The following is a 15091-nucleotide window of genomic DNA, read 5'->3' on the forward strand; positions in this document are numbered from 1 at the left end:
TCCTTTTTTTGAAATGAATGTCAGGTTTTGCATAGAGAAATATATTTATATCATCTCATAACAAAGATCTATCATAAACGGGGAACCTCCTTATTGAGGGAGCGTGCGGTACCGGACGATACCGGCCCAGATGAGCATGCTGAATAGGAATTGTTAAGTCCGGAGACAAAGGTATGGGATATCGTACACACGCACGCCACACCACATGCCCTGGGTGTCGTGAAGAAGTTTATATTGAAGAGCTTGTAGGAGGTGACTGCCCCCTCTGCGGTTCATCAGTCGGTGATGTTGATACCTCTGAAGAAGAGATCCCGTTTGATGACAGCATCGAACGGTCAGAACTATCATGGCTTGTGTTGCAGTATTTCCTCTTCAGGAAATTTCAGGAGTATGGAGCGCATCCGCTTCAGGTATACAGACTCCTCTCAAAGATCGATGAGGAGGGTGACTGCCCGGTCGTTCCCGGTGAGAGCACAAGGTTCGAACTTGATGCGGATCTCTCAAGGATGGAGCGGATACTCCCGAAACGATGCACCACATGCGGACGGTTTATTCTCTTTGGTGGGGCAAAGAAGATCATCGGTGATCTCGTGATTGGTGATATGGAGATCGCATATCACTGCTCCGAATGCCGATCAAAAAAGGTTTGAAATAACTTCTATCCTTATTTTGGAAAATAAAAAATTAGTACGATCGCCCGATAAGGGCTGCCGTTCCATTCTTTTTACAGACGATACACCCCGTATCCAGAAGCCGTTCATTGTACGGACCACGGAGATCTGATCCAAGGAGTGCTGCATCGGTCTCTGCCTCGATCTGATCAGCACAGGCACGATCGCCGCACCATGATGCAACGGCGACTCCTCCCTGAACTGCTGATCTGATCTCGTCAATTGAGTAACAGAGTCTGATTTTTGCTTCCCTTGCACCTTCTGCACGATTTCGAATCGTCTCCTGAATCTCATCGAGGAGGGGTCCTACTTCTGCGGCTGAACTGATCTGGCGTTTGACCTTGAATCGGTCAACGGCAACGATTGTACCGGCATCAATGTCGCGGGGACCGAGCTCAAGCCTGAGTGGGACGCCGTGGAGCTCCCAATGATAGTATTTTGCCCCTGGGCGCATATCGCGGGTGTCAAGCTCTGCACGTATTCCCATACTTTTCAGTTCTGTTAGGAGTCCTTCTGCAGCTGAGAGAACCTCATCTCTCCGTTTCCCGATGATGATTGGGATGATGGCGACCTGAACCGGTGCAACAGATGGGGGGAGGACAAGCCCGGTGTCATCTCCATGGACTGAGATGACCGAGGCGATGCACCGCTCAGAGATTCCATAGCAGGTCTGGTATGCGAGTTGCTGTTCTCCATTCAGGTCCTCATAGGTGATCCCGAATGTCTTTGAGAAGTGCGTCCCGAGATGGTGGGCGGTTCCTATCTGGAGGGTCTTTCCATCCGGCATGATGGTATCAACAGCAATGGTGTAATCGGCACCGGGGAATTTATCCCAGTCAGGCCGCCTCGAGATGAGCACAGGAACAGCCAGACCGGTATAGAATTCTGTATATAACCGGACAGCCTCCTCAACCTGTGCGGCTGCCTCCTCCCAGGTGCAGTGAACGGTATGCGCCTCTTTGAATGAGGTGATCTCCCTGAGCCTGATGAGTGGGCGTGTATGCTTCGTCTCGTACCTGAAGGTATTGACGATCTGATAGAGCTTCAGTGGGAGATCGGCATGTGACCGTACCCAGAGTGCATACATCGGGTAGATCGATGTCTCGCTTGTTGGGCGGAGCGCAAGCTTTACATCGAGTTCTGAGAGTCCGCCACGGGTCACCCAGTAGACTTCTTCTTCAAATCCTTTGATATGTTCCGCCTCTTTCATAAACTCATGATCAGGAATGAGGAGAGGGAAGAGGGTCTCCTGATGATCAACATCCAGAAGTGCCCGTAACCTGTTGTATGTATTCTTTCGAATCGCAAACCCGAACGGGTACCAGACGTACAGCCCCTTGACCGGGTAGCGAACATCCATAATCTCTGCGCGCCTGAGAATTTCGTTATACCATGCACTGAAATCAGCAATTGGTGGGAGTGCGTCGGTCTTCTCTTCCATAATCTGACACCTAAACGACCATTAGTATGATAGCGGGCGTTATAAAAGCCTCCGTAATCGCTGCAATGACAAGGAGCGGAACGACCACCTTTGCAAAGATCATTGCGTACCTTCCTGCCTCAAGGGCGGCATCCCCTTCTCCTTCCAGTTCCCTTCTCATCTCCCGGGCCAGCATAAAGCCGAGTGCTCCTGAGATGAAGAGTGCCGGAAGTTCTGTGACTCCATGGGGTGCAAGAGCGGCAATGACGAAGGTGATGCCCTGAAGCTTCATTGCTATCTGGGCGACAGCACCGACAAGAACCCCGTTGGCGATCAGCACAAAGGTTGTCAGCAGGCCAAACGTCACCCCCCCAAGGAAGAGGATGATACAGGCCTGAAGATTGTTTACAAAGAGTTTGAGGGCGAGTGTTGCGGGGGGATCGCCCATCATCTCCTCAATATCGAGAGCTTCATGGGCCAGTTCCATAAACGAATCTCCGATATCAGGATTCATAAATACCAGGCCGGCACCGGCGGCGACCGATCCTGAAAATATCAGGATTGCAATGAGACTACTGATGAAGAGGCTTCTAAACATGGATGATCATCCTCATCATCCCCCGGATTCCGGGTGCCATTCCAACAACGATCATCGCAAGCAGGAGGAGATACCAGAGTCCCCCCTCGCCATTCTCTCTCCTGTACATTTCAAGTATGTAGATACCTGGAATAAGGACAGCCAGCTTCAATGGGAACATTGCAAAAGCTGTTCCCGCCCAGTCGATGAGTGCCCCGCCAACGACATGCTGCTCGACGTACCGGATCGGATGGATATCGATCCCATAACTCGTCGCACTTGCATCGAGAAGATGGCCGAAGATAAGCAGAATATAGAGTGGGTTTTGAACATACTCCCATTTAAGCAGGTATCTGATAGCAGCATATGTCAGGGCGGTACTGGCACCTGCCATCAGGAGGATGATAAACGCAACCGGGAGATCGAGCTGTGTCTCCGTCATTCCCCACCAGAGAAGCATCCCCAGTGTGACAAATGAGATGAGTACTCCAAGCAACCGGTATGCAGTGATATAGGATGGTACAGTCCCCAGACGCTCGAATCCCTTCGCGATGATGAGGCAGAAGATGGTGATTCCAAAGATCGCAAAAAATATGAGGGGGGTGATCAGAAGAAACCTGATATCACTCTGTATCATCCCGGTATCTTCTATAACCCGGAGGAATCCTCCAAATATAACATATGGAATTGTTGCAAGGATAAAGTCCGAATCGATTCTGATTCCTGCACTCTCCAGCCACCGGTACACGAGAAAGACTGATATGATAAGAATCAGTGCATAGGTGAGGGTATCTACCAGAGTATATGCCTCACCATACCGGATGGGATCAATGTAGTATTTGTATATGAAGTCACTAATCATGAAACGATCCTGATGGGCCCAGAATACTTCAAGATACTCAAAAATAAAGTTTTTGATAAGTCTAAATGGATGCAGCTTCCCCGTGATGTTGTCATAGGTCATGATGCCCTTGATCAGATACCAAGAGTGCTTGATGATCTCAAAATCGGAAGAAATGTCCTCCTTCTGAGCGGACCGGAGACGATGAAGAAGGTTGGATCCAGAGTTGCCGTACTCCTTGAAGACTCGTTTCAGATTACGACAGAGATCGCTGATACCATCAGTCCTGCTTCAATCGCATCCATCGAAGCAGCAGGAGTCCGCTCTGATGTCATCATCGCAGTCGGTGGGGGGCGTGTCATCGACACGGCAAAGATTGCCTCGTTTAACCTTGATATCCAGTTCATGAGTGTTCCAACGGCAGCTTCCCACGACGGGATCGCTTCTTCCCGTGCGTCGGTCTCGACAGAGAATGGAAGCTCTTCCCTTGACGCACATCCTCCTGTTGCCGTCGTTGCCGATACCGGTATTATTGCTGACGCACCACACCGGCTCCTCGCATCGGGATGTGCGGATATCATCTCAAATTATACTGCAATCCTTGACTGGGAGCTTGCTCATCGCCTCAGGGGAGAATCGATCTCAGAATATGCTGTTGCCCTCTCCCGGATGACAGCTGAGATTCTGGTGAAGGATGCCCCGCTCATCCGGCCCCGGAGTGAGGAGAGTGCATGGATCGTTACAAAAGCCCTTGTATCCTCGGGCGTTGCGATGAGCATCGCCGGATCATCACGACCGGCAAGTGGCGGTGAACATAAATTCGGCCACGCGCTTGAACGGCTTGCACCCGGGAAGATCCTTCATGGAGAGGCCTGCGGTATCGGCTCGATAATCTCGATGTACCTCCATGGCGGAGACTGGAAGGGAATACGGGACTCGCTCAGGATGATTGGTGCTCCTGTCAATCCGAAGGAGGCAGGTCTCTCCGATCAGATCGTGGCACAGGCGCTGATCAGGGCAAAAGAGATACGTCCTGAGCGCTTTACGATATTTGATATGGGTATTACGGAAGAATCTGCAGCGACGCTTGTCCGGATGCTCTATCAGGAGTGAGGAAGATGACAGAGGCGAAGAACCGGGTGACACTCATCGGAATTAAGATGGCAAAACCAGGTGAAGAGTTTATTTATGTCGGATCCGTTCCGGCATGTGAAGGATGTAAAGTCAGGAAAGCATGTCATAATCTCATTGAAGGGAGACGGTACCGGGTTGAAACCGTCAGACCGACAACTCATACCTGTTCCGTCTTCGAAGAGGGTGCACGGGTCGTTGAGGTGATCGAAGCGCCGGTCGTTGCTCTCATCGCCGGGGAGATGGCGATAATGAACTCCCGAATTGTCTTTGAATATCCGTGCAACCGTGAAGACTGCCGGAGCTATGATCTCTGCCATCCGGAAGGCGTAAATGAAAAAGAGCGCTACATTATCACTCAGATTCTTGGTAATGCCCCTGACGAGTGTCTCCGGGGGAAGAAGAATATGAAACTCGTCGAACTTCTTCCACTATAATTCCGGAGATTACCTCGCTCCGGCACGCCAGACCGCATCTTCCAGGGCAAGGATATTGCCCGCCCCCTCTATCTCCGAGATCCAGTGCTGTGGTATCCCTCCGATACCAAGAAACGCACCCCCAAGTGCACCTGTGATTGCAGCGATGGTATCGGTATCTCCACCATATCCGACCGCACGACGGATCATCTCCCTGAAGGTCCGCTCCTCCATAAAACAGGTGATCGCGGCATGTGTGGTATCGAGCGCATCCAGGGAAGGAATGATTTCTGCCAGGGAAAGGGCAGCGACTCTTTTTCGAACCTCTCCATTGTCACATGATTCAAGTGCTCTGAAGAATGCGGTCTCTTTTGATCCTCCCCGGCAGAGGATGGAGATCATCTGATTAACAAGACCTGAGCATGCTATGGCTACAGGGTGACTATGTGTGACAGCTGCAGCCATCCGGCTCACGGAAAGAACTTCATTCGGCCTGTAAAAAATTCCGATTGGTGCACCACGCATCACGGCGCCGTTTGTTCTTCCTCCCCTGGCCCGGGCTACCCCCGGAAGTATTGCGGCCTCCTCCGGTGGCACGCCGGATCTGATCCTCTCAAGCACCATGCGACTCGTCGGACCAAAGTATTCGGGGTGTGTGTCATAGATTCTGAGCAGTCTTGTGACAAAGTCGATTGCCTGAAAGCCGTGACAGGTGATCAGGGTCTCTGCAAGCGCGATCATCTGGAGGGTATCATCGGTGTACTCTCCCCGGCGTGTCTGAAAAGGACCTCCTCCTGTCATACGTTCAGGAATTAAACCGATATTTATGCTCCCTTCAAAGGGCGCACCGAAAGAGTCGCCAATTGCAAGCCCAATAAGGGATCCGGGTATGCGCGTGAATTGGAATATAAAGATCACCAATTAATTATATCATGATACTCACTTGAGTGTTTACTATACAGGTGATTGGGTGCAGAAAGAAGAATTATTACATCTCCACATGCTGATGGTCACAGTTAAAAAGTATTACGAGACCGTCACAGGCGACGCGATTACGACGAACAAATACGATTCTCTCCTTATCTCTCCCGTTCATATCCACAAAAATAAAAATTCACATAAAGAGGCTCTTCTTACATTGGCAGAAGAGCTGGTTGAGCGGATCGGGGATAATCATGGATTATATTCAGAATACCAGAACAAATCCTCTCCTGTTATTGCAATCAAACCCTGATTTTTTTCATGGACGAACATACTGCGTATCGGGAGATTATCTCCCTTCTGTCGTCTTCAGCTACGCCTGAGGATATCCAGAGGATCAAACTCTCTGTCTGTCGCAAATATCGCCTTGCGGTGATGCCGAAGAACTCCGCCATCCTTGCTGTAGCAAGACCTGATGAACGTGAGTATCTTCGACGAATTCTGATGGTCAAACCGACAAGGACGCTTTCAGGTGTTGCTCCCATAGCAGCGATGACATCCCCCCATCCATGTCCGCATGGGATCTGTCTTCCCTGTCCGGGAGGGCCAGAACACCTCTTCGGCTCTCCCCAGAGCTATACGGGTGAGGAGCCTGCGGCTCTCCGTGGGCGTGAACATGCCTATGATCCGTATGAACAGGTACATGCCCGCCTCTCCCAGTTTCGTCTCCTTGGACATCATGTCGATAAGGCGGAACTGATCGTGATGGGCGGAACGATTACAGCACGGGATCCCGGATATCAGGAATGGTTTGTCACCTCATGCCTTCGTGCGATGAATGACTTTCCGCTGAAGTCATCGGTTGAATGCACTCATGAGGAGGCGGCATTGGCAAATGAGAGTGCAGCAGTACGGTGTGTTGCGATCACCTTTGAGACCCGTCCGGACTGGTGCAGGCGGGAACATATCGAGCAGATGCTTTCCCTCGGTGTGACAAAAGTGGAGATTGGAGTTCAGCATCTCCGTGACAATATTCTTGACTATAACCGGCGAGGTCATAGCGTTGCAGCGACGATCGAGGCAAACCGGCTTCTGCGGGATTCAGGCCTGAAGGTTGGGTTCCATGTGATGCCCAATCTTCCCGGAAGTGATATCGGGACAGATCAGTGGATGTTTCGGGAACTCTTTGATAATCCGGATTTTCGTCCAGACTTCCTGAAGATTTACCCAACACTGGTCACACCCGGATCCGAGATAGAGGCGCTCTATCAGCGTGGGGAGTACCGGCCATATGACGAGGATGAACTCATTGCCCTTGTCGCCTATGCAAAGGAGCAACTTCCTGAGTATACCCGGCTACAGCGAATCCAGCGTGATATTCCTGCAAAGCTGATTGTAGCAGGTTCCCGGCACGGAAACTTCAGGCAGCTTGCTCAGCAGCATCTCTCAAAGGAAGGGAAGCGATGCCGGTGTATCCGGTGCCGGGAGATCGGAAGGAGTCCTGATCCGAACGAGGGGGATATCCGATCTGTTGCTTATGACTGTTGTGGTGGGCGTGAGTTCTTTATTCAGGCTGTGGCAGGAGACTCACTGATAGGGTTTGTGCGGCTTCGTTTTCCAGGAATGCCCTTCACTCCGGATCTGGTGGATACCGCCCTTATTCGGGAGCTGCATGTCTATGGGAGCATCGTCCCTCTTGCAACAGATCCGGCAGGGGATGAACGGCAGCACCGGTCCTATGGGAAGCTCCTTCTCGACTCTGCAGAGGAGATGGCACAAAATAGCGGGTATCATCGTCTTGCCGTGATGAGCGGCATCGGTGTCCGTCCGTATTATCGTAAACAGGGATATCAGCGAGAAGGACCATATATGGTGAAACGAATTTCATGAAACCTGCAACTGTCGAGTTTCTCAGAAACCGGTTCTCCGATTATTATGCAGGGCGGATACCAAAGACCGCCCCACTCAGGGTACCGGAGGCGTTATCACAGCGCGAATGGGGTTTCATGTTCTTTGAGACCAGAAGTACTCCCGGTATGCGGCGTCACCTCTCATTTACAACACAGGATGAACTGTTTTCGTATTTCAGATCGATGACACCTGCCCATGTGTACTACTCGACAGCATATTATGAACATCCTGCCGCTCCGGTGATGGATGAAAAAGAGTGGGGGGGTGCGGATCTCATCTTCGATCTTGATGCCGATCATATTCTGCGCGGCCCTTATGATCAGATGCTCAGCCGTGTCAAGGAAGAGCTTTTTAAATTGATCGGGATGCTCTCAGATGACTGTGGGATCGATCCCGAACGGGAACTCTCGATCGTCTTCTCTGGAGGGAGAGGGTATCATATCCACCTCAGTTCAATCGCGCTGAGGTCCTGGAAGAGTGCAGAGCGTCGTGAACTCGTGAATTATGTATGTGGAACCGGGCTGTCTCCTTCCCTTCTCCTCAGTCACCCGGATTGGCCGGATCGCGGGTGGAGGCTCAGGCTGAAGAAGGCCGTTTCAGAGACCCTGCATGCAATTGGATCCGTGCCCCCGGATGAGCAGGTCGGTCTCCTCTCCTCAGTCAGGGGTGTCTCCCCACAGGGTGCAGGCAGTTTTTTGAAGCGACGGGCAAGCCTCCTTCGCTCTATCGATAGCAATGATTATTCTTTCTGCATTCATGATCGGGTGATGCAGGCAATGTTTGCAGATCCTGAGAGTATTCTCATAACGAAGATACAGGAACAGGCTGCTCTTGCCGATGAGCCGGTGACGACCGATATCAGACGACTCATCCGCCACCCTTCGTCTCTTCATGGGGGAAGCGGGTTTCGGGTTACTCCTCTTGATGTGCGGGAGGTTGATGACTTCGATCCGCTTATTGATGCAGTCGTCTTCTCCGAAAGGACGGTGAGGGTGGAATCATCATTTGCCCTGGAGATGCCGATCCTCGGAAACTGCTATACTGTCGAAAAAGGGATGAATACTGTACCGGAGGCACTTGCTATCTTCCTTTGTTCCCGTGGTATTGCAGAGTATGGTGGGGGGGTTTCATGAACATCTCGTTTGATCGCCTCAGATCGATCCTCTTTGATGAACGGGCGAGCGGTACGCTGACCGACATCCCTTCTGACCTCTACCTGAAGGTACATGAAGAGATCGAACGGATGTATCGCGCTCTGTATGACTCCGGGGATCCCCTCTCTGAAGAGACGCAGGATATGATCCGTCAGATTGAGAGTATCAAGTCTTTCCTTCAGGAGATCTTCTCCATCCGGACGGCCAGGATCATCGAGCTTGCCACTGCAAAAGCGAACGGAGATGTTATCGATCGTGAGATGATGCGGCTCATGACCTCCGAAGAACGACTTCTCTTCGATACGGTATCAGATGCAGTCTCTCATGCACGGGGGACTATGGTTGACTTTCAGATACGCAGGAAGGGCCCGGTCATTGAAGAGAAGGAAGAAGAGGAGGAGATTACTGAGGCGAAACCGTCTGAAGGGGTCACAACTGTTCGAATCATTACCCCGGTCGAGTCGTTTATGGGGTATGATGGAAGGACATACTCACTTCTTCCGGGAGATATTGTCGTCTTACCGCGACCAAATGCCGATGTCCTCTGTAACCGCAACATAGCCTTAAATACAAGGATTCGCAAATAAATATGGTATTCGGGTTCCTGAAATCGAGGTATTTTTCATGAAAAGACCAGCAAAATTCAACACATACTGTCCGTTCTGCCGGACACACACCGAGCACGAGATCGAGAAAGTAAAGAAGGGGAAGACGACGGGTCTTCACTGGATCGACCGTGAGAAGGCTCGGAGATCCCGTGTCGGAAACATGGGTAAATTCAGCAAGGTGCCCGGTGGCGATAAGCCAACGAAGAAGATTAATGTCAGATATCGCTGCAAGACCTGTTCTAAAGCCCATCTGAGAAAAGGATACCGCATTGCGAAATTTGAACTAACGGAGTGAGTCTATCTATGGTCGAATTAAATCGTGAGAACCGGAGCAGGTTCATGAAAGTGAAATGTCCGGACTGTGAGAATGAGCAGGTCGTCTTTGAGAAGGCAACGACAGCTGTTGACTGTATCGTCTGTGGCCATCTCCTTACCGAACCGACCGGCGGCAAAGCAATGATAAAGGCTGAGATCGTATCAACATTTGAGTGAGTGTCTGATGAGCGAGAGGTTATGGCCTGAAGATGGAGAACTGGTAGTCTGCACCGTCGTTGATGTCAAGGACTTTGCAGCATTCGTTACCCTGGATGAATATGAAGGCCGCCAGGGTCTCATACCAATCTCTGAGATCGCGCGTGGGTGGATCAAATATATTCGTGATTTTATCCGTGAGGGGCAGAAAGTCGTCTGTAAAGTCCTTCATGTAGATACCTCGCGCGGGCATATCGACCTCTCATTAAAGGATGTCAATGATCACCAGCGGCGTGAGAAGATCCAGGAATGGAAGAACGAACAGAAGGCTCATAAGTGGATAGGTTTTGCCGCAGAGGCGACCGGTATCAATCCTGCCGAGATTATCGATCCGCTCCGTGCTGAATATTCACTCTTCTATCCATTATTTGAAGAGCTCGTCATTCAGGGAGATGATGTACTGCGCCGGTTTAATCTTCCGGATGCTGTGATTGCTGCGCTCATGACCGTCGCAGCCGAGAATGTCAAGGTCCAGAAGGTGACGATCTCCGGAATTATTGATATGATGTCGGATAAGCCGGACGGTGTCAACATCATCAGGCGCGCCCTTCGGAGTGCCGAGACGAAGCTTCCCGGTGTCGATGTGGATATCACCTATCTCGGAGCTCCACGATATCAGGTCAAGGTCACCGCTACTGATTATAAAGTTGCGGAGAAGGCGATCGAGAAGGTTGCTTCAAATGCCATCGGTGTCGTAGAGCGAGCTGGCGGAACCGGAAAGCTGATCCGTAAACAGAAATAAGATACCCGGTACTATGTTTGGCCGGATGAGACGGTGCCCTGAAGATGGCACCTATACTTTTTCTCAGATCTGCACCAGATGTGCTGCACGCACACGACCGGTGCATCCCCCCCGATTCTCACCACAGGATCGCTATGGCAGATACAGGAGGCAGATGCGTTCATGGATCGAGTAACAATCACCTATAAGATCGATAATCCGGCTGAATACACCGCACCAATCATGATTGAAGGCCTCCCGGGTGTCGGCCATGTCGGCAAACTTGTCGCGGACCATATCGTTGATGAACTCGAAGGCGTTCTGGTTGCCGAGATCATCTCCCACCACTTTCCACCGCAGGTGATGATCGATCGGGAAGGTACTGTTCATCTCCCGAAGAACGAGGTCTACTATATTCCGGGTGATCAGCCGCTGCTCATTCTGACGGGAGACTGCCAGAGCGTCTCCCCTGAAGGCCATTATGTTATGACCGGCCATTATCTTGATCTCGCCATGGAGTTTGGTGTCACCCGGATCTATACCCTTGGCGGGTACGGTGTCGGTCACCTCGTCGAGACGCCACGGGTTCTCTGTGCAGCTGATCAGACTGAGCTGGTCACTCTGGCTGTAGAAGCTGGCTGTGTCTTTTCACCGGACGAGCCCCCGGGAGGTATCATCGGGGCTGCCGGCCTTCTCATCGCCCTTGGGTCACTCCGTGGTATCGGGGGTATTGCACTTCTCGGTGAGACGTCAGGATACCTCGTTGATCCCATCAGTGCCCGTGCGGTCATCACCATCCTCTCAAAACTCATCGGCCGGGACTTCGATCCCGCCCGTCTTCAGGAGACGGCTGAAGAGCTCGAGGGGGCTCTTGAGAAGCTGAAGGAGTCTGAAGCTGATCGTGAACGGGATGATCTCTCCTACATCGGGTAGATATGACCCGTGTTGCAGCCGATCTCCATATACACTCCTGTTTTTCGATGGCAACATCGAAGGATATGATCCCTGATCAGATCCTATCCGGGTGTAGGACAAAGGGTATCAACGCTATCGGAAGCGGGGATGCTCTTCATCCGGAATGGAGACGGATGTGGGAGGATACCGATAATCAGGAGGGGATCATCATCCTTCCGACGGCGGAGGTTGAGGATCAGAACCGGGTGCATCACCTGATCTTCTCTGAAGAGTTCGAGACGTTTTCAACACTTGAGGAGACATTTTCCTCATACTGCTCCCATATCAGGACGTCGGGACGGCCGCATCTTCGTCTTGCCGGTTCAGAGATTGCCCGGCATGTTAATGAGGCCGGAGGGATGATCGGCCCTGCCCATGCCTTCACCCCGTGGCGGTCGATCTATGCCGCTTTCTCTTCGCTTGCTGACTGCTATGGTGATGAAGAGGTCGGGTTTCTGGAGCTTGGCCTCTCGGCAGACAGCCGGTATGGTGCCGGGATCAGTGAGCTTGCGCAGATTCCGTTTCTGACAAATTCAGATGCCCACAGTCCACATCCGGCAAAGCTCGGACGGGAATGTACGATCCTCAGTCTCGAGTCAATGACTCCCGCCGGACTCCTCCGGGCAATCCGATCGGGATCTATTGAGATGAACATCGGATTCTTCCCTGAAGAAGGCAAATATAATAGAACCGCCTGTACCCGGTGCTACCACCAGTACTCGCTTGAGGAGGCGGAGAAATACGGATGGCGGTGTCCGGTTGATAAAGGAAGGATCAAGAAAGGGGTCCGGGATCGCGCCCTCGAATTGACCGATGGCGTGCCGAAAAACCGTCCTCCATACCTCCATATCATCCCGCTACCGGAGATCATCAGCACAGTTCTTGGGACATCTTCCCCGGTGACGAAGAAATGCCGCCTCCTCTACAATGAACTTATCGGGCTCTTCGATAATGAGCTTGCTATTCTGATTGCGGTGTCTCCTGATGAGATCCGCTCGGTTCATCAGGGTGTGGGCGATGCCGTAGCCGCCTTCAGGGAGGGGAGGGTAACCCTTCATCCCGGTGGCGGGGGGCAGTATGGATCTTTCTCACTCTGAGCTATTTTTTTTAGCCATCGCAACAAGTTCCTCTGCAAACCGGTCCGAGAAGTAGATGTGGCTGTATCCCGCGATGGTCTCTCCTGCAATAATCCCGTCCTGCTGATCCACAATTCCTTTTCCTCTCTTCAGGATGAAGGCGTAGCGGGTATCTCTGTCCGGGTGCATTGTTGAGTAATGAAATTCATGTCCTTTAAGGGAGAGTCCTTTCTGGAATGATGAGGAGCTATGATGAACCTCTCCATCAATATATCCAAGTGCCACAAACCGGCTCTTCATCTCTGCATCTGCCGGTACCACACCTGCGAAGCTGTATCGTTTGTCATCTGTTTCAAGTGAACGGGAGAGATAGATGAGACCTCCGCACTCGCCATAGATCGGCAGTCCTTCTTCAGCAGCCTTTTTGATCTCTTTTCGACAGGGGCTCTCCTCAAGTGCCTCTGCATGTAGTTCGGGATACCCGCCGCCGAGGTACAGGCCATCGACGTCCGGGAGGTGGTCGGTCATCGGAGAGAAGAAGATGAGTTCTGCACCCGCTCTCCGGAGGCGTGTCAGGTTCTCTGCGTAATAGAAGCAGAATGCCCGGTCCATCGCAACACCGATCCGGACTCTCTCCGGTTCATTACTCCGTTCATCTTTATTCACCGGGAGCGGGGGAGCAGTGGCAGCCGCTTTGATGATCCCCTCGATATTACAGCACTCCTCTATGACTGCACTGCTCTTCTCCAATCCATCCCCCTCGCCTGCCATTGCCAGGCCGAGATGGCGGCTTCCGACGGTGAGTATATCATTCCGGGGGATCCAGCCAAACGAAGGGATTGTCTCCTCAAGGCCTATCATACTCCGGTGGCGTTCTGATCCACCGCGATTGTAGATGACGCCGGAGCAGGTTACAGCCGGGTCAAAGCCTGTATATCCCCTGATCAATGCATGGACGCTTCTGCTCATCCCCTTGACATCACAGACGAGGATGATCGGGCATGAGAGGATCTTCGCACAATCCGCAGTACTTGATATGCCTGTGCCATCGATACCGTCATGGAGGCCCATCACTCCTTCGATGACGGCGATATCCGCTCCTTGCGAGGCTGCAACGAATGTTCTCGTCACCTCATCCTTCCCCATCATGAAGGGATCGAGGTTTCGTGAACTCCTTTTGCAGATCGCCGTATGGTGGGTCGGATCGATGAAGTCGGGACCTACCTTGAACGGCTGGACCTTCAGGCCTCGTGCGGTAAGCGCCCCCATCAGCCCGGTTGCGACGGTGGTCTTTCCACAGCCGCTGTGTGTGCCTGCGATAATAATTCTTGGGATATGTATCTCTTTCTCTGACAATGCGCAGCTCCCCTCCTCTCTCAGAACCTGCGCTCTCTGATCAGAAAAATGTGGGGTTTTGTCAGAGGGATATAGGTAGATTCATATGTCAAAATTATCTTACCTATAGTAAATAAAATTGGTGTATATATGCATATCATGGAAGGTTTTTTACCGAGCCCCTGGTGGCAGATCTGGCTTGTTCTCTCTGCCCCTTTTGTTCTCATGGGCTTTTATTCCCTCAGAAAGCTTCTTCGTGAAAACCGGGAGGCATTGCCGCTCCTTGCTGTTGCCGGGGCATTCGTCTTCGTCCTTTCATCACTGAAGCTTCCTTCGGTTACCGGCAGTTGTTCGCATCCTACTGGAACAGGACTGGGTTCTGTGCTCTTCGGCCCGTTCATCGCGTCAGTGCTCGCTTTGATCGTCCTTGTGTACCAGGCACTCTTCCTTGCGCATGGCGGTATCTCAACGCTCGGTGCCAATCTCTTCTCGATGGGAATTGCAGGACCTGTTGTGGCCTATGCGATCTTTATTACAGGAAGGAAAATTGGAATGAATGAAATCATAACGATCTTCTGTGCAGCAGCCCTTGCAAATATTGTCACGTATCTTGTCACCTCACTGCAGCTTGCCCTGGCATTCCCTGCAGAGACTGGTGGTGTGGTAGCGTCTTTTATGGCATTCGGAGCAATCTTTGCTGTGACACAGATACCGCTTGCAATCATAGAGGGTGTCGTCATCGCACTCGTCTTCAAGTATATCATTCAGCTGAAGCCGGAGATCCTCATCAGGCTTGGGGTCATCTCACAGGAGAGGGTGAATCG

General features: G+C 51.7%; 19 protein-coding genes. 14 read left to right on the forward strand and 5 right to left on the reverse strand.

The window, feature by feature from the left end:
* The first annotated feature begins 173 nt into the window (after positions 1 to 173).
* Complete coding sequence (locus tag RJ53_RS09900; RefSeq protein WP_211531466.1) at positions 174 to 650, forward strand: hypothetical protein; 477 nt, start codon at positions 174 to 176, stop codon at positions 648 to 650.
* A gap of 34 nt (positions 651 to 684) precedes the next feature.
* On the opposite strand, the gene proS is transcribed toward RJ53_RS09900, so the two are convergent.
* From proS to RJ53_RS09915, 3 genes are read right to left on the reverse strand one after another with little or no spacing between them, the layout of a single operon-like run.
* Complete coding sequence (gene proS / locus RJ53_RS09905) at positions 685 to 2112, reverse strand: proline--tRNA ligase (protein WP_211531467.1); 1428 nt, start codon at positions 2110 to 2112, stop codon at positions 685 to 687.
* 10 nt (positions 2113 to 2122) lie between these two features.
* A complete protein-coding gene (locus RJ53_RS09910; protein ID WP_211531468.1) occupies positions 2123 to 2689 on the reverse strand; it encodes a stage II sporulation protein M in 567 nt (188 codons plus the stop codon).
* Positions 2682 to 3530 carry a DUF63 family protein gene (locus tag RJ53_RS09915; RefSeq protein WP_211531469.1) on the reverse strand — a complete coding sequence of 283 codons (849 nt, stop codon included), beginning with the start codon at positions 3528 to 3530 and terminating at the stop codon, positions 2682 to 2684. The genes RJ53_RS09910 and RJ53_RS09915 overlap by 8 nt, the downstream gene beginning before the upstream one ends.
* 12 nt (positions 3531 to 3542) lie before the next feature.
* Between RJ53_RS09915 and RJ53_RS09920 the strand changes: the two genes are divergently transcribed.
* Both RJ53_RS09920 and RJ53_RS09925 read left to right on the forward strand, forming a co-directional pair.
* Complete coding sequence (locus tag RJ53_RS09920; RefSeq protein WP_211531470.1) at positions 3543 to 4622, forward strand: NAD(P)-dependent glycerol-1-phosphate dehydrogenase; 1080 nt, start codon at positions 3543 to 3545, stop codon at positions 4620 to 4622.
* A gap of 5 nt (positions 4623 to 4627) precedes the next feature.
* Positions 4628 to 5077 carry a UPF0179 family protein gene (locus tag RJ53_RS09925; RefSeq protein WP_211531471.1) on the forward strand — a complete coding sequence of 150 codons (450 nt, stop codon included), beginning with the start codon at positions 4628 to 4630 and terminating at the stop codon, positions 5075 to 5077.
* 9 nt (positions 5078 to 5086) lie between these two features.
* On the opposite strand, the gene RJ53_RS09930 is transcribed toward RJ53_RS09925, so the two are convergent.
* Entirely contained in the window at positions 5087 to 5974 is an 888-nt protein-coding gene (locus tag RJ53_RS09930) for an ADP-ribosylglycohydrolase family protein (RefSeq protein WP_211531472.1), read from the reverse strand.
* A gap of 52 nt (positions 5975 to 6026) precedes the next feature.
* Between RJ53_RS09930 and RJ53_RS09935 the strand changes: the two genes are divergently transcribed.
* Genes RJ53_RS09935 through RJ53_RS09980 form a run of 10 tightly spaced genes read left to right on the forward strand, consistent with a single transcriptional unit; the run spans position 6027 to position 12953 of the window.
* Positions 6027 to 6290 carry a UPF0058 family protein gene (locus RJ53_RS09935; protein WP_211531473.1) on the forward strand — a complete coding sequence of 88 codons (264 nt, stop codon included), beginning with the start codon at positions 6027 to 6029 and terminating at the stop codon, positions 6288 to 6290.
* 8 nt (positions 6291 to 6298) lie between these two features.
* On the forward strand, positions 6299 to 7867 hold the full coding sequence (locus tag RJ53_RS09940) for a tRNA uridine(34) 5-carboxymethylaminomethyl modification radical SAM/GNAT enzyme Elp3 (RefSeq protein WP_211531474.1): 1569 nt from the start codon (positions 6299 to 6301) through the stop codon (positions 7865 to 7867).
* Positions 7864 to 9021 (forward strand): DNA primase small subunit domain-containing protein, encoded by a 1158-nt coding sequence (locus tag RJ53_RS09945; RefSeq protein WP_211531475.1) that lies wholly within the window; start codon positions 7864 to 7866, stop codon positions 9019 to 9021. Before RJ53_RS09940 ends, RJ53_RS09945 begins: the two co-directional genes overlap by 4 nt.
* Positions 9018 to 9629, forward strand: a complete 612-nt coding sequence (locus RJ53_RS09950) for a DNA replication complex GINS family protein (RefSeq protein ID WP_211531476.1) — start codon at positions 9018 to 9020, stop codon at positions 9627 to 9629. Before RJ53_RS09945 ends, RJ53_RS09950 begins: the two co-directional genes overlap by 4 nt.
* Positions 9630 to 9666: 37 nt before the next feature.
* Complete coding sequence (locus RJ53_RS09955) at positions 9667 to 9945, forward strand: 50S ribosomal protein L44e (RefSeq protein ID WP_211531477.1); 279 nt, start codon at positions 9667 to 9669, stop codon at positions 9943 to 9945.
* 8 nt (positions 9946 to 9953) lie between these two features.
* Positions 9954 to 10142, forward strand: a complete 189-nt coding sequence (locus RJ53_RS09960) for a 30S ribosomal protein S27e (RefSeq protein WP_211531478.1) — start codon at positions 9954 to 9956, stop codon at positions 10140 to 10142.
* Positions 10143 to 10149: 7 nt separating this feature from the next.
* Positions 10150 to 10923 (forward strand): translation initiation factor IF-2 subunit alpha, encoded by a 774-nt coding sequence (locus tag RJ53_RS09965; RefSeq protein ID WP_211531479.1) that lies wholly within the window; start codon positions 10150 to 10152, stop codon positions 10921 to 10923.
* Between the two features lie 25 nt (positions 10924 to 10948).
* Positions 10949 to 11098, forward strand: coding sequence for an RNA-protein complex protein Nop10 (locus RJ53_RS09970; protein WP_343221880.1), 150 nt, complete (start codon positions 10949 to 10951; stop codon positions 11096 to 11098).
* Positions 11086 to 11835 carry a proteasome assembly chaperone family protein gene (locus tag RJ53_RS09975; protein ID WP_211531481.1) on the forward strand — a complete coding sequence of 250 codons (750 nt, stop codon included), beginning with the start codon at positions 11086 to 11088 and terminating at the stop codon, positions 11833 to 11835. Before RJ53_RS09970 ends, RJ53_RS09975 begins: the two co-directional genes overlap by 13 nt.
* Before the next feature lie 2 nt (positions 11836 to 11837).
* Entirely contained in the window at positions 11838 to 12953 is a 1116-nt protein-coding gene (locus RJ53_RS09980; protein ID WP_211531482.1) for an endonuclease Q family protein, read from the forward strand.
* On the opposite strand, the gene RJ53_RS09985 is transcribed toward RJ53_RS09980, so the two are convergent.
* The gene (locus tag RJ53_RS09985; protein WP_246496086.1) at positions 12945 to 14288 is read right to left on the reverse strand and encodes a cobyrinate a,c-diamide synthase; all 1344 of its coding nucleotides are present in this window, start codon (positions 14286 to 14288) and stop codon (positions 12945 to 12947) included. The two genes, RJ53_RS09980 and RJ53_RS09985, sit on opposite strands and share 9 nt — an antisense overlap.
* A gap of 129 nt (positions 14289 to 14417) precedes the next feature.
* On the opposite strand from RJ53_RS09985, the gene RJ53_RS09990 reads away from it, so the two are divergent.
* On the forward strand, positions 14418 to 15091 hold a 674-nt coding region (locus RJ53_RS09990; protein ID WP_211531483.1), incomplete at its 3' end, for an energy-coupling factor ABC transporter permease.

Origin of the sequence: Methanocalculus chunghsingensis, from assembly GCF_018132105.1 — an archaeon.
GTDB lineage: Archaea > Halobacteriota > Methanomicrobia > Methanomicrobiales > Methanocorpusculaceae > Methanocalculus > Methanocalculus chunghsingensis.

Bases quoted from the DNA above. Each gene is read 5' to 3' on its own strand.
- RJ53_RS09950 (WP_211531476.1), top strand. From the start codon at position 9,018: ATGAACATCTCGTTTGATCGCCTCAGATCGATCCTCTTTGATGAACGG.
- RJ53_RS09965 (WP_211531479.1), top strand. From the start codon at position 10,150: ATGAGCGAGAGGTTATGGCCTGAAGATGGAGAACTGGTAGTCTGCACC.
- RJ53_RS09945 (WP_211531475.1), top strand. From the start codon at position 7,864: ATGAAACCTGCAACTGTCGAGTTTCTCAGAAACCGGTTCTCCGATTAT.
- RJ53_RS09920 (WP_211531470.1), top strand. From the start codon at position 3,543: ATGGGCCCAGAATACTTCAAGATACTCAAAAATAAAGTTTTTGATAAG.
- RJ53_RS09975 (WP_211531481.1), top strand. From the start codon at position 11,086: ATGGATCGAGTAACAATCACCTATAAGATCGATAATCCGGCTGAATAC.
- RJ53_RS09915 (WP_211531469.1), bottom strand. From the start codon at position 3,530: ATGATTAGTGACTTCATATACAAATACTACATTGATCCCATCCGGTAT.
- RJ53_RS09925 (WP_211531471.1), top strand. From the start codon at position 4,628: ATGACAGAGGCGAAGAACCGGGTGACACTCATCGGAATTAAGATGGCA.
- RJ53_RS09960 (WP_211531478.1), top strand. From the start codon at position 9,954: ATGGTCGAATTAAATCGTGAGAACCGGAGCAGGTTCATGAAAGTGAAA.
- RJ53_RS09955 (WP_211531477.1), top strand. From the start codon at position 9,667: ATGAAAAGACCAGCAAAATTCAACACATACTGTCCGTTCTGCCGGACA.
- RJ53_RS09940 (WP_211531474.1), top strand. From the start codon at position 6,299: ATGGACGAACATACTGCGTATCGGGAGATTATCTCCCTTCTGTCGTCT.
- RJ53_RS09910 (WP_211531468.1), bottom strand. From the start codon at position 2,689: ATGTTTAGAAGCCTCTTCATCAGTAGTCTCATTGCAATCCTGATATTT.
- RJ53_RS09970 (WP_343221880.1), top strand. From the start codon at position 10,949: ATGAGACGGTGCCCTGAAGATGGCACCTATACTTTTTCTCAGATCTGC.
- proS (WP_211531467.1), bottom strand. From the start codon at position 2,112: ATGGAAGAGAAGACCGACGCACTCCCACCAATTGCTGATTTCAGTGCA.
- RJ53_RS09980 (WP_211531482.1), top strand. From the start codon at position 11,838: ATGACCCGTGTTGCAGCCGATCTCCATATACACTCCTGTTTTTCGATG.
- RJ53_RS09900 (WP_211531466.1), top strand. From the start codon at position 174: ATGGGATATCGTACACACGCACGCCACACCACATGCCCTGGGTGTCGT.